This window comes from Exiguobacterium sp. KRL4, assembly GCF_001870785.1.
In the GTDB taxonomy this organism is placed as follows: Bacteria; Bacillota; Bacilli; order Exiguobacteriales; family Exiguobacteriaceae; genus Exiguobacterium_A.
This window is the reverse complement of the sequence record NZ_MOLV01000016.1, coordinates 68,505-83,118: the sequence shown is the minus strand read 5'-3', so window position 1 is coordinate 83,118 and position 14,614 is coordinate 68,505. Positions and strand designations below refer to the sequence as shown.

Genomic DNA, 14,614 nt, shown 5'->3' with positions numbered 1-14,614 from the left:
CAGAGATGAAAGCATTAATCGTAAGTGACAGTCACGGACTTGATCAAGAGTTATTGACGATTTTTGACCGTCATCAAGATGTGGATCTGGCATTTCATTGTGGTGATTCTCAGCTGACGGGAGATTCGGAATCGTTATATCCCTATCGCGTCGTCAAAGGAAATTGTGATTACGGAAACGATTTTTCAGATGAAGTAATCGAAGACTTAGGTGCTTACCGAGTCCTCTGTTTACATGGGCATCGTCAAGACGTCAAATACAGTTTGGATCAATTGGTCCATCATGCGGACCAAAAAGATGCGGCAATCGTATTATACGGACATTCGCATGTCGCTAAGGCAGAACAACGAGATGGGAAACTGTTCATCAATCCAGGTTCGATTCGGATGCCACGTCATCGTCCAGAAAAGACATACGCCTTACTGACACTGGATGGATCCGATTTTATCGTCGATTTTTACGATACGACAGGTGAACGGATCAATGCTTTACACTTTGACGGGACACTTTAAAAAATAGTTTTTACCAATGTGATTGACACGAAAGAATTGTTTTAGTATAGTTTATTCGTGTTGACACGTCCCAATAGCTCAGCTGGATAGAGCAACGCCCTTCTAAGGCGTCGGTCGGGGGTTCGAATCCCTCTTGGGACACTATAATTAAAATAGAGACTTCCCTTACGAGGGAGGTCTCTTTTTTTTAGGACTTTTATCATGTATAATTAAGGTATCATGAACTTGAAAGGGATGAAAGAGATGATGAAACGAATGAGTGGAATCCTGCTGCTGACAGTTGCGTTAGCTGGATGTAGTGAGGTTACAGATACAGTGGACAATGCGAAACAACAAGTGACGGATGTTAAAAATAGCGTGGATTACGCTAGTCAATTACAAGATATTGCCCAAGATACGTCAAAGGTGACATCCGAGTTATCTGCAAAGTTGGATCAAGCGGCAACTGAAGCGCGTGACTCCGCCAATCCGGAACAAGCCCTCGACCAGCAAATCGAACAGCTGAAAAATGACGGGACTGTCCAACAATTAAACGAAGAGTTGAATCAAATCGATGAGCGACTTGCCGGCTTAGAAAGTCCGCCAGCAGAACTAAAGAATCTCAGTGAGAAATTAGAGCAATACGTCAACCAATCAGAAGATATCACACGCCTGTTAGAAGCCGACGTGTCGCTCGATACACTAAACAAGATGGGGATTGAACAAGCGGGTCAGCTACAAGAAGCGATTTCGAACTGGACGTCGTTACTTGATCCGTTTACGAAGTAATCAACAAAGGTGGAATGATGATGCATCAATCACGTTGGATGGAACAGCCGTTGGTAATCGAACAAAAACGACTCGCCGCATTAAATCGTCAAGAGTTGGCGATCGAAGTAGGTCGGTTATCGGAATTGGCGTCAGAAGATGATGTGTTGTATCTCCTCTATACGATTCAGGAAGCCTATTTAGCGATGGAGGATGGCACTGAATCGTATTCGGCAGTCGTCGAACCGTGTCTTCAGATGGACGGTGTCGAGCAAGTCATGGCGATATTCATGTATGAAAGGGGAGAGCGTTATTCGTTTGATCTTGCGCTGCGGACAGCGTCTCCCTATCTCCCTTATGGATTATCCTTGAAATTAGAAGAAGTGGCTCAGTTCCAGAAAAAAACATGGCGTGCGAAACAACAAACAGATGATTCTGCCTATCTCCAGCTTGAAGGGAAATCGTCAGGAGACCTGACGGAAGAAGAGTGGATCAAACTGTATCGGTACGGCACGATCGTCGAACAAATGCGAGTGGTCGGTCAAACCTCTTTGGTGAACCATCCGTCATTGGCGAAGTATATAGTGAGTGACTATTTAACAGGTCGTGACGTACAGCATCAGAGTGTATTAGTCAGTCACTTGTTGCTCGGCCAAATTCCGGGAGACGAACGCTTGTATCCACTGCATATTGAAAATGGAGCATTCGGTATATGGATGGCGTTTGATCACGCCGAACAACTTGAAGGTTACGTGAAGACGCAGGCGGATCAATTACAACGTTTTGCTGATGCGGCATTTGCTCTAGAGCGAATGGACCCCTTTAAGGCGATTTTATTCATGAACTGGTATCAAATCCTTTTTCCTGACGAAAGGATCGATCGTGGTGAACCTCTCGACGACTGGCTTGACGCTATCGAAGAACTAGCCGAACTGGACTTCGTCTCGGAGACGCCACCAGGCGGTCTTGGGCAGCAGGCGCAAAAGATTTACCGGGCTGTCCATTTATTACTGCCGGAGGGAACGATGTATGAGCAGGCCTTACTTCAGTAATTCAAGGTAATTGCCTCGTTCAACAGTGGTAATCCTCAGAAAGATTGTGCTATAATGTGACTTGTTGTACACACATGTACGCTAATTGACATTTTTGGAGGGACTCAGCATGACTGCAAAATGGGAAAAACAATCAGGTAGCCTCGGCGTTCTCACGTATGAAGCGCCTGCTGAAGCATTTGATAAAGCGGTAGACCAAGCGTTCAAAAAAGTCGTCAAGACTTTGAACACACCAGGTTTCCGTAAAGGAAAAATGCCACGCACAATGTTTAACAAAATGTACGGTGAAGAAGCACTTTACCAAGATGCACTTGATATCTTATATCAAGACACAATCGAAGGTGCAGTCGTCGAATCAGGAATCGAGCCAATCGCGCTTGATAACATCGACGTCGAAACACTCGAAAAAGGAAAGCCTGTAGAGTTCAAAATCACATTCGTGATCGAGCCGGACGCTACACTTGGTGAGTACAAAGGTCTTGAGTACACAGCAGTCGAAACAGACGTTACAGACGAAGATGTCGATGCTGAACTCAAAACAATGCAAGAGCGTGGCGCAGAGCTCGTCGTTAAAGAAGAAGGCGCTATCGAAAATGGCGATACAGTCGTATTCGACTTCGCAGGTTTCGATGGGGAAAACCAATTCGACGGCGGTACTGCAGAAAACTACTCACTCGTCATCGGTTCTGGAAACTTCATTCCAGGATTTGAAGAGCAGATGGTTGGCCTAAAAACAGGCGAACAAAAAGACATCGACGTAACCTTCCCAGAAGAGTACCATGAAGCATCACTCGCTGGAAAACCAGTTACGTTTAAAGTAACGATTCATGAAGTCAAAGCTCAGGAACTTCCTGAATTGACAGATGAGTTCGCTAAAGAAATGGACGAAGAAGTTTCTTCTCTTGATGAGTTGAAAACAAAAATTCGTACACGTCTTGAAAACACACGCAAACAAGAAGCAGATGCTTCAATGCGTGATGAGTTGGTTGAAGAAGCGACGAAAAATGCGACAGTTGATCTTCCAGAAGTCATGGTTGAAAACGAAGTTGAGCGTATGGTCCAAGAATTCACACAACGCATTCAGTCACAAGGTATTGACCTCAACATGTACTTCCAGTTAACTGGAACGACTGAAGAAGCGATGCGTACTGAAATGAAAGAACAAGCAGAAGAACGTGTCAAAGCACGTCTCGTTCTGAAACAAATCGTTGCAGATGAAAAGATTGAAGTGACAGAAGAAGAAGCGCAAGCTGAACTTCAGTCAATGTCTGAACTCTACAACATTCCTGCTGATCAACTTGAAACGATGCTTGCTCCACAAGGCGGACTCGATACACTTAAAGGTGATCTTCAATTCCGTAAAGCAATCGATGTTCTCGTTGACAATGCAAAAGCAAAATAAGCAAACCAACCGAACAAATCGACTTCAAGCCAATTTCTGGTCTTGAAGTCGATTTTTTTGTACGATAGGTCAAACAAGGACAAAGAAAATTTTAAATTTCAAATCAAACTGTAAAACGCTCCTCCAAGATTTGAAAGAGTTTCCTTGTTCATGCTACAATCATAAATAGTAAAACGTGAGAATAGATGCGAAACAGATCTATACAACTTCCACGTTAAAGGGGTGGACCTTTATGTTTAAATTTAACGAAGAAAAAGGTCAGCTAAAATGTTCTTTCTGCGGAAAGACACAAGAACAAGTGCGCAAACTTGTTGCTGGACCTGGCGTTTACATTTGCGATGAATGTATCGAACTCTGTAACGAAATCGTCGAAGAAGAGCTTGGTACAGAAGAAGAAGTCGAACTAAAAAACGTACCGAAACCGCATGAAATCCGTGCGACTTTAAATGACTATGTCATCGGACAAGAAAAAGCGAAAAAATCGTTATCTGTTGCGATGTACAATCATTATAAACGGATCAATGCAGGTGGCCGTGCGGATGACGTCGAGTTATCGAAATCGAACATCGTCATGATCGGACCGACTGGTAGTGGTAAAACACTTCTTGCACAAACGATGGCGCGTATTCTGAATGTTCCGTTTGCCATTGCAGATGCGACAAGCTTAACGGAAGCTGGGTATGTCGGGGAAGATGTTGAAAACATTCTCTTGAAACTCATCCAAGCTGCGGATTACGATGTTGAAAAAGCAGAAAAAGGTATCATCTACATCGATGAAATCGATAAAATTGCGCGTAAATCTGAGAACCCGTCGATCACCCGTGATGTGTCAGGGGAAGGGGTACAACAAGCCCTTCTGAAAATCTTAGAAGGTACGGTTGCGAGCGTGCCGCCTCAAGGTGGTCGTAAACATCCGCATCAAGAATTTATTCAAATCGACACGACGAACATTCTTTTCATCGTTGGTGGTGCGTTTGATGGAATCGATCAATCGATTAAACGTCGTTTAGGTAAAAAGGTCATCGGATTCGGGAACGATTCTGAGAACCGTAACTTAACACAAAAAGAAATCTTAGCGGCTGCTTTGCCGGAAGATTTACAGAAATTCGGATTGATTCCGGAGTTTATCGGGCGTTTACCAGTCATGGCGACACTCGAACCACTTGATGAGGATGCACTCGTCCAAATCTTAACAAAACCAAAAAATGCACTCGTCAAACAATACAAAAAAATGCTTCAACTGGATGATGTCGAACTCGACTTCACAGATGAAGCGTTGGTTGAAATCGCGAAACTTGCGATCAAACGGAAAACCGGTGCACGTGGTTTACGTTCAATCATCGAAGAAACGATGCTCGAAATCATGTTCGAAATACCGTCCCGTGAAGATATCGCGAAAGTCATCATCACAGCGGAAACGTTGACTGGAAAGCGCGGTCCGACGCTTGAGCTGAAAGATGGTACAATTGAACAAGGGAAAGAAAAAGAAACGGCGTAACACCGTGACAAATCGGCTCGGAGGCTACTTGTACGCCTTTCCGAGTCTTTTTGTTTAGGAGGAGATTTTTGATGAAGACAAAACAATATCCATTATTACCACTACGTGGCGTTGTCGCGTACCCCTTAATCGGATTGACGATTGATGTCGGGCGTCCTGTCTCACTAAAAGCATTGCTTGCGTCGAAAGAACATGAAATTGATTTGGTCGTCGTTACGCAGCGGGATCCGGAAGCAGAACCATCGGTGGATGGTCTGCACACGATTGGTACACTTGTTCAGATTGCAAAAATGAGTGAACTCGGAAATGATACAGTGCGGGTCCGTGTCATTGGTAAGGAACGGGTCCGGATTGATCACGTGACGGAAACGGATGAAGGGTACCAGGCGAACATCGAACCGATTGAAAAAGCGGATATCAAAGGGGCGAAACAAGAAGCGCTCGTTCGTCTGATCAAAGAACAATTTGGTCAATTGGTGTCGCGGATCAAAGGTATCGGAACGGACGAACGCCGCCGTTTTGAAACGTATGAGCGCCTCGATTCGTTGACGGATTATATTGCCTCTAAATTACCGATTGATATTGCGAAAAAACAAGAATTTTTAGAAGAAAATGATCCGGTCGAACGTGGGGTCATGTTGCTCGACGTCATGAAACATGAATATGAAGTCGTCGAACTTGAACGCGAAATGCGGGAGCGGACGAAAAAGACGATTGAACAGTCGCAACGCGAGTATTATCTTCGGGAACAGCTGAAGACGATTCAGCAAGAACTCGGTGGAGAAGCAGTCTCGGCAGAAAGTGATGCTGTGAAATACAAAGAACAACTGGCGATGCTTGAACTGTCAGAAACGGCCGTCATCAACATCGAAAAAGAAATCAACCGACTGGCTGTCGTGCCGGCGACGAGTCCAGAGCATGGCGTCATTCGGAACTATCTCGAATGGTTCTTCTCGCTTCCTTGGAATGAAGCAACCGATGACTTCTTAAATGTCGAGGCGGCATCTGAGCAGCTGGACGAAGATCATTATGGATTAGAAAAAGTCAAAGAGCGGATTTTAGAATACTTGGCGGTACGACAGTTAACGGATTCGTTACGCGGACCGATTTTGTGTTTGGCAGGTCCTCCGGGAGTCGGTAAAACGTCACTTGCCCGCTCGATCGCAACAGCGCTCGAACGGAAATTCGTTCGTGTTTCACTTGGTGGAGTCCGGGATGAAGCGGAAATCCGCGGTCATCGGCGGACGTATATCGGAGCGATGCCTGGACGCATCATTCGTGGCCTAAAACAAGCGGGGACGAACAATCCCGTGTTCCTGCTCGATGAGATTGATAAGATGTCCAATGACTTCCGTGGAGACCCTTCTTCCGCGATGCTTGAAGTCCTTGATCCGGAACAAAACAACAGTTTTTCCGACCACTATATCGAAGAGCCGTTTGATTTATCAAACGTCTTGTTCATCGCGACAGCAAACGATGTCTCGAACATCCCGGGACCATTGCTTGACCGAATGGAACTGATTCAAATCGGTGGTTACACGGAACAAGAAAAAACAGAAATTGCGATTCGGCATTTGTTGTCCAAACAATTAAAGGAACATGGATTGAAAAAAAGCCAATTGACGGTCAAGCCGGATGCATTGGAAGAAGTCGTTCGCCGGTACACACGCGAAGCGGGTGTCCGGAGTTTGGAACGTGTCATCGGATCCCTCTGTCGTAAAGCTGCGAAACAAATCGCAATGGGTGAAAAGAAACGCGTCACTGTCACGAAACGTAATTTATCCGACTTTTTAGGCAAACCGATTTACCGTTACGGTCAAAGTGAACTAGAAGATACGATTGGCGCGGTGACCGGTTTAGCGTATACTGCATTTGGGGGCGACACGCTGACGATTGAAGTGAGCCTTGCTCCAGGTAAAGGGAAATTACAGTTAACGGGTAAACTAGGGGACGTCATGCAGGAATCGGCACAGACGGCATATAGTTTTGTTCGTGCCCATGCAGAAGAGTTTAAGATTGACCCGAATTTCTATGAGACACAAGACATCCATATTCATGTTCCGGAAGGCGCCGTCCCGAAAGATGGTCCTTCGGCGGGCATTACGATTGCGACTGCACTGATTTCTGCGTTGACGAAACGTCCGGTACGGCGAGACGTCGGGATGACCGGAGAGATTACGCTACGGGGTCGTGTCTTGCCGATTGGTGGTTTAAAAGAGAAGTCGTTAGCTGCTCACCGGGCTGGTCTGACAACGATCTTGATGCCCCAAGACAATACACGTGATATTGATGAAATTCCAGAAACGGTCCGGGATGGGATTCGATTCATTCCGGTCGCGACGATGGACCAAGTGCTCGAACATGCATTAAAAGGAGAGTAACATGAAAATTTATAAAGCAGATTTTATTACGAGTGGTGTCAATCCGGAGCATTATCCGGAACCACTCCTTCCTGAGGTAGCACTCGCAGGACGATCGAACGTCGGCAAGTCGTCGTTCATCAACAAGCTCGTCCAGCGAAAGGCACTCGCGCGTACATCATCTAAACCAGGAAAAACACAAACGTTGAATTTCTTTAACATCAATGATGAAGTCATGTTTGTTGATGTACCGGGTTATGGGTACGCGAAAGTTTCGAAAACAGAACGAGAAGCATGGGGCAAGATGATGGAAAAGTATTTCACGACTCGTGAAATCTTAAAGGGTGTTGTCTTACTCGTTGATATCCGCCATGAACCTTCGGCGGATGATGTCATCATGTATGACTTTTTGAAATACTATGATTTATCGGTCATCGTCGTGGCGACGAAACTCGACAAAATCAAACGTGGTCAACGTGACAAACAAATTGCAGCCATTAAACGCAAGTTGCAGTTTGATGGTCAAGATACGTTCATTCCTTTTTCATCGGAAACCGGCGAAGGTGTCGATGCAGCATGGGAAGCGATTTATCGTCATTTGTGATTGCACGTAAAAGAAGCCTGTCTCCTTGTGGAGCAGGTTTCTTTTTTTATCCAATATATTCCTTTCAGAAAAAACGGGTTCCATTATATGCGACAGCTTGAATTCAAGTTACAATAGAAAAAACTAATCGCCTTATGAAGGGTTGTGTAAAAATGAAACGATACAAATGGATTGCAGCATTGGTTGTCCTTCTGATTGTGACACCATTCGTCGTGTGGTTTCTTCAAAAAGAACGGACGTTAAATATTGTTTTATTCGATTATACAGTCGGAAAACAGGAGCGGGAGCATGCTGGAACGACTTGGTTGTTGAATCACCTTAAAGTCCGTTCGGAGAATGAAGCGGACTATACGTACACCGATTACATCAACCGGTACGACGGCACGCAAGGTGAAGCGATGCTGAAGCAAGCAGAACAAGCAGATGTCTTGTTGTTTACCGATACATATGGAAAATCCTACACCGTTGACGGGAAACAAGAACACCGTGGTGGATTGACAGCGGAAGACGTAGCCGTAGCGACAGATGCGATTTCGAAAGGGAAAACTGTAGTTGCCGAATTTAATACAGCAGCCAGCCCGACACCGGCTGACCGCTCAAATGCGTTTCGTCAGTTGTTTGGAACAGCGTGGACGGGCTGGATCGGTCGATTTTTCCCGGATTTGACGAAGTTACAAGGATTAGATAAGACGGTCATCAAGAAGTTGGAACTTCAGGCAAAGGACAAAGCATTTAAATTGTCGGGTCCGGGTTACGTCTTCATCAATGATTCAACGGAAGACGTTTTTTTCGTCAATGACGATACGCCCCTCCTTTTTACATGGGATAAAAATCAAGGCGATGCAAAAGATAAAGTCCGCTACAACTATTGGTTTGAAGTGCTGGAGCTTGATGGCGGAGAACAACAGGCCCACTTCTCCTGGAACCCGTCGAAAAAAACACAAGCGATGTTACGCGAACACCAATTGCCGCTTGAATTTCCAGCTTACGTCAAACAAGGGAGCGGCCATTACTTTGCAGGAGACTATACGGATGTAGCGGACATTCCACGTTATTATCGCTATGCCGGACTCGATTGGTTCCGCAAACAGTTCATCTTGGACAGTGCAGAAAGTGAATCGGCCTTCTTCTGGAAAGTGTATGTACCGACACTCAGCCGGATTTTACAAGACACGAAACCGGTTAAGCAGGCAGCGGTTCAAACCAAACCGTTATCACAAACGAACGTCAACGATCAGACGGTTCGGACACGGGCACGGTCTGGTCAAGATACGCTCGAAATGTATCAGGATGGGGAATGGAAACCTTATTTCGTCAAAGGCGTGAATGTCGGATTAGGACGTCCGGGTGCTTTTCCGGGAGAACATGCCATCAGTCGAAACGAATATGACCGGTGGTTGAAACAGATGGGGGACATGGGTGTCAATACGATTCGTATCTACACGCTCCATCCACCTGCCTTTTACGACGCTTTAAAAGCCTATAATGAATCGGCGAAAACACCGATTTATCTGATGCAAGGCATGTGGGTCGAAGAAAAACCATTTGAGGAATTAAAAAACGCCTTTGAACCGAAGTTCTTAAAGATGACGGATACGGAAGCGAAGCGGATGGTGGATGTGATTCATGGCAATGCGGTCGTCAAGGAAGTCGTCGGTCATGCTTCGGGGACTTATACATCAGATGTCTCGCAATACGTCTCGGCCTTCGTCTTTGGAATTGAATGGTTGCCAGACGCCGTCATAGGAACCAATAAAAAAAATAAAGACCTTCGTTATGAAGGCAAGTATGTGACGACGACAAAAGAAGCGTCTCCTTTTGAATCCTGGTTAGCGGGGCGAATGGATATCGCGACACAACATGAACTGGATACGTACAAAACGACACGACCGATCGGTGCGACGAACTGGCCGACGACGGATCCCCTTGCCCACCCGGATGAAGTCGAGGAAGAACAAGACCTCGTTTCGATTGACTTTAACCATATCCAAGCGACAAAAGACTTTGCGGGCGGTGTCTTTGCCTCGTATCACATCTATCCCTACTATCCGTCCTTCATCAAGGAAGAATTTGGACGTAAGGGGGATACGGGATCAGAATCCTACAGCCGATATTTACAAGAAATGAAAGAGTATCATGAGATGCCGCTCCTCGTGTCCGAGTTCGGAATTCCGAGTTCACGCGGGAAAACACACCTTGGACCAAACGGATTTGACCAAGGGCACGTGAGTGAGAAAAACCAAGGAAAGCTCGTCGCGAAATTATACCAAGACATCGTTGATGCGAAGATGGCGGGTGGGCTGGTCTTCATTTGGCAGGACGAATGGTTTAAGCGGACATGGAATACGATGGATTATGATGATGCGGATACACGTCCGCGTTGGTCAAACGTCCAAACGAGTGAACAACATTTCGGGATGCTCGGCTTCTTACGGGCTGATATCACGATTGATGGAAAAATGGAGGATTGGAAAGGATATGCACCGGTTGCGGAACATGACGGACAAGCGATTTATATGACGTCAGACGAAGCTTATCTGTATCTTCGGATTGATCGTAAGACAGTGGAGCCAACAACGATTGCCTTGTCGACCAAACCAAATGACGGCAATCAACGCGTGGGAAACTTGACGCTAGAAGAAGGAGCAGAGTACCGACTGACGATTGATGAACAGGCACGGATCGATGTAGATGAACGATACGATATTTTCCGCTACCATTACGGGCTGAAGAAACCATTTGAAATGGTGACACCACCTTCCGATGAGCAAAACAGCGGAAAGTTCAATCCGATTTATCAAATGCTCGACTATGCAAGACGGGATCCTGTCACGAAAAAAATCATCAAGCCGGCAATCAAATGGGATACGGGTATTTTAAATGAGGGTGAACCGGACAGTATTTTGACAGACATCTCTGATGTGCAGGAGCCGAGCATCGAATTACGGATTCCTTGGATGGTCCTGAACATGCGGGATCCAAGCAAACATGAGATCATCGGCGATTTTTGGAAAGAGGGACTCGAAGCGAAGATGGTGACGGAAGGAATCGAAGTCACCGGTCTGATTGGAAAGACGCGTCTGCCGGAATTTGATCGAGGATTCTATAACTGGTCGGAGTGGACGAACCCGCAACAACGGGAAGAACTGAAGCCTGTTTATCAAAGCATGCAGGAAGCATTCAAAAAGGGAGTGAAGTAAATGCGTCGCGATGAGATGTGGAAACTGATTAATGCGTCAATGGAACCGATGGATAAAGAAACGAGCTCAACGCATGTCTCGTCCGAAGAGGACGTCAACGTGTCGACGTCGGGTGTCGTGTTTATTCATACGATCGGACTGATGCCGGAAACGGTTAATGATCTGATTGAGGGCGGATACTGTACGAGAACGGATATTTCCTATGCGGATGTCGTTCTCGCCAGTCAACCGGTTGATGAAGAAAAGATTCCGGTTGTCTATCTCAATCCGAACCTCTCGGACCGTTCTTTCTATTTGCTTGAAAATGCACGGGAAGTCGTGCCGATAGATTTAACAAAAGACATTTTACTCGACCGGATTGTACGTTATAAACGGGTCCGGCGTGTCGTTGATGTGGCAATCGTGACGGACAATCCCCATCTGAAACGTCTACTTGAACGAGAATTAGCAAATCGTTTTGAAACGATTACCATCTATGAACGAGCGGAAACATTTTTTGAACAGCACGTGGCGTCTCGTCCGTACTTACTTGTCTTCTCCTCAGCACTTCCTCGTGCCGACGGTCTGGAGTTGCTGTTACGTGCCAAGTCCGAAAGTATTGTTCCGTTCCATGCCATCATGATTTCGATGTACAATCGGGAACGCGATCATGTTCTGGCGATTGAACGTGGGGTGGATGGTATCATGACACTTCCGCTCAAGGTCGAGGAGTTCCGGGCTTGGGTCAACAAGCTCGAGGGGGTACGCGGATGAGGTGGATTATTTTTTTCATCGTCCTTCTGATTGCGCTTCAAGTCGGAGCGTTGGTATATCTCGTTGTTCAAAAACGAAAACGAGTAAAAGAGGAAGATGCACGTCTGGCGTGGCAACGTCAGTTTCAAGATCAACTTTATGATTTTGCGACCGGCGAACAAACGGAGATGCCACGCATCCTACCCGGAAATGAAGATTTAGTTGAATTAGAGCTATTTGCCTTAACGAACTTAACAGCAACGCTTTCGCATCAGGAACGGATGTCTCAATATGTCGAAGCGAAGTTATTACCTTATTATCAGAAGCAGATTCAGCATCGTCGCATTGATCGTCGCCTAAACGCCTACGAAGCGATTGCACAATTTCGACTCAGACCGGTTGCGCAAGAACTTCACCAAAAGTTAAACAAAAAATTGGCGAAAGAAGAAAAAGATGTCATCGTCCGGACGTTAGTCTCGATTGCCCCGAACGTGGCAATCGAAGAAGCCAAACAAACCAATGAAATCAGTTTTTTTGGTGCCGTCCTGGCAGTAGGCAGAAGCAAGGATTTATCGCTGTGGGTGAAAGACTTTGACAGCTTGACTGAATCTTTTCAGATGGCGATTCTCCAACTGATTTATGATCGTGATGAAACGCAATACGTCGAGCTGGCGCGGAGAAAAACGACAGATGCTAATCCGGAAATTCGCAAGCGGGCACTCCGTGCATTGACACGAATCGGACTTGAAGAAGATTGGCAGCTGTATACCCCTTATTTAGAAGAAGAGACAAGTTGGGTGGAACAGATGTTAGCCCTGCGTTTTTTAGAAAACGTGGCACCTAAAGAAGCCCTCATCTACATCTTACCGTTTGTCGGCAGTCGTTCCTGGTGGGTACGAACCGCTGCCTTTGACGCACTGCTTGCGTGTGGTGGTCTCGAACAATTGGCGCTCGTTGCAAAAGATCATCCGGATCGGTATGCCAAACAAAAAGCGACGGAACGGTTAGCAAAGGAGATGAAACAACATGTTGTCATCTGAAACGATTCAAAAAATCATTGATGTGTTATCGTGGACCGTTCTATTTTATATGATCCTCGTCATTCTGTTCTATTCGTCGCTGTATCTCATCTCGGCACAGATGGTTCGCAAACAGCGGTTTCGGCGCAAGGAAAGTTCGTACCTGCCCTTAATGCGGTCGCTCTATACACGGCCTGTCAGCGTCCTTGTTCCGGCCTATAATGAAGAATACACGATCGTCACGAGTGTCCAGGCGTTACTCGCACTCGATTATCCGGAACATGAAGTCATCGTCATCAACGATGGGTCAAGTGACGGGACGATGGATGAGTTGTTTAAGACGTATGAATTAGAAAAAGAATTACGCTTTCCACGAATCCTGATTGGGTCACAGCCAATCAAAAACGTCTACCGCTCCCGAATTGATGCCCGTCTGATTGTCATCGATAAGGAAAATGGAGGAAAGGCAGATGCGTTGAATGCCGGAATCGATTATTCGAGTTATCCGTATTTCTGTTCGCTTGATGCCGACTCGATTCTTGAGCGGGATGCATTACTGAAAGTCATGAAGCCCATCGTTGAGTCCGATGAAGACGTCATCGCGACATGTGGTTCGATTTTTCTCGTCAACGGTTGTACGATTGAAGGTGGCGAAATCGTCGAAATCCGGACGCCGAAACAACGAATCGTCTTGATGCAGATGATTGAATATTTCCGGGCCTTTTTGTTTGGACGGCTTGGATTAAGTCGCTTCAATCTATTGTTGATCGTGTCCGGTGCATTTGGTTTATTCCAAAAATCGATTGTCGTTCAAGCTGGTGGGTATAAAGAAGGACTCGTCGGAGAAGACATGGAGCTTGTCGTCCGTCTGCACCGGTACATGAAAGAAAATGAGATCAACAAACGAATTGAATATGTCCCGTCACCAGTCTGTTGGACGCAGGCACCGGACACGATGGAAGTGCTTCGTTCTCAACGAACACGTTGGCACCGTGGACTTGCCGAGACCTTATGGACGCATAAACGAATGATTGGCAATCCGCGATATGGATTTGTTGGTAGTGTGTCGATGTTGTACTTCTTTTTGATCGAACTGCTTGGTCCGATCGTCGAACTGATTGGTTATTTCATCATCCCGCTCAATCTGCTTGTCGGCACACTCAACTTTGAGTTTGGGGTTGTCTTGTTATCCGTTGCCTTGTTATATGGTTCCTTGCTATCAGCAGGAGCTGTTTTACTTGAAGAATGGACGATGCACCGGTTTAAGAACGTCAAAGAACTGATCCGTCTCTATCTCTGGTCCTTAACGGAATCGTTTTGGTACCGCCCGATCCTTGTCTTCTTTAAACTTGGTGGATTAATTCAGTTCATGACGGGACGGGGACAATGGGGTAAAATGGAACGACAACGATTGGATGAAGTCGTCTCAGAACAAACAGACGAAAAAATGGGATGAAACACATCAAAAGATGAAATTTGTAGGAGGAC

At 45.9% G+C, this 14,614-nt stretch carries 11 protein-coding genes and 1 tRNA gene; all 12 read left to right on the top strand.

What is annotated here, in order from left to right; translation table 11 throughout:
* The first annotated feature begins 5 nt into the window (after positions 1-5).
* A complete protein-coding gene (locus tag BLD48_RS10720) occupies positions 6-512 on the top strand; it encodes a metallophosphoesterase family protein (RefSeq protein WP_071500205.1) in 507 nt (168 codons plus the stop codon).
* A gap of 67 nt (positions 513-579) precedes the next feature.
* Positions 580-653 (top strand) — tRNA-Arg (locus tag BLD48_RS10715).
* Positions 654-755: 102 nt separating this feature from the next.
* Positions 756-1,280, top strand: coding sequence for a hypothetical protein (locus tag BLD48_RS10710; protein WP_236630000.1), 525 nt, complete (start codon positions 756-758; stop codon positions 1,278-1,280).
* 20 nt (positions 1,281-1,300) lie between these two features.
* Positions 1,301-2,311, top strand: coding sequence for a hypothetical protein (locus BLD48_RS10705; protein ID WP_236629999.1), 1,011 nt, complete (start codon positions 1,301-1,303; stop codon positions 2,309-2,311).
* A gap of 109 nt (positions 2,312-2,420) precedes the next feature.
* The gene (gene tig / locus BLD48_RS10700; protein WP_071500203.1) at positions 2,421-3,713 is read left to right on the top strand and encodes a trigger factor; all 1,293 of its coding nucleotides are present in this window, start codon (positions 2,421-2,423) and stop codon (positions 3,711-3,713) included.
* Positions 3,714-3,945: 232 nt separating this feature from the next.
* Entirely contained in the window at positions 3,946-5,211 is a 1,266-nt protein-coding gene (gene clpX / locus BLD48_RS10695) for an ATP-dependent protease ATP-binding subunit ClpX (protein ID WP_014970937.1), read from the top strand.
* Between the two features lie 71 nt (positions 5,212-5,282).
* Entirely contained in the window at positions 5,283-7,592 is a 2,310-nt protein-coding gene (gene lon, locus BLD48_RS10690) for an endopeptidase La (RefSeq protein ID WP_071500202.1), read from the top strand.
* A gap of 1 nt (position 7,593) precedes the next feature.
* A complete protein-coding gene (gene yihA / locus BLD48_RS10685; protein ID WP_012371013.1) occupies positions 7,594-8,175 on the top strand; it encodes a ribosome biogenesis GTP-binding protein YihA/YsxC in 582 nt (193 codons plus the stop codon).
* Positions 8,176-8,327: 152 nt separating this feature from the next.
* Entirely contained in the window at positions 8,328-11,375 is a 3,048-nt protein-coding gene (locus BLD48_RS10680) for a hypothetical protein (RefSeq protein ID WP_236629998.1), read from the top strand.
* A complete protein-coding gene (locus BLD48_RS10675; RefSeq protein WP_071500201.1) occupies positions 11,376-12,128 on the top strand; it encodes a response regulator in 753 nt (250 codons plus the stop codon).
* Positions 12,125-13,147, top strand: coding sequence for a HEAT repeat domain-containing protein (locus BLD48_RS10670; RefSeq protein ID WP_071500200.1), 1,023 nt, complete (start codon positions 12,125-12,127; stop codon positions 13,145-13,147). The genes BLD48_RS10675 and BLD48_RS10670 overlap by 4 nt, the downstream gene beginning before the upstream one ends.
* Positions 13,134-14,582, top strand: coding sequence for a glycosyltransferase family 2 protein (locus tag BLD48_RS10665; RefSeq protein ID WP_071500199.1), 1,449 nt, complete (start codon positions 13,134-13,136; stop codon positions 14,580-14,582). Before BLD48_RS10670 ends, BLD48_RS10665 begins: the two co-directional genes overlap by 14 nt.
* Positions 14,583-14,614: the final 32 nt, after the last annotated feature.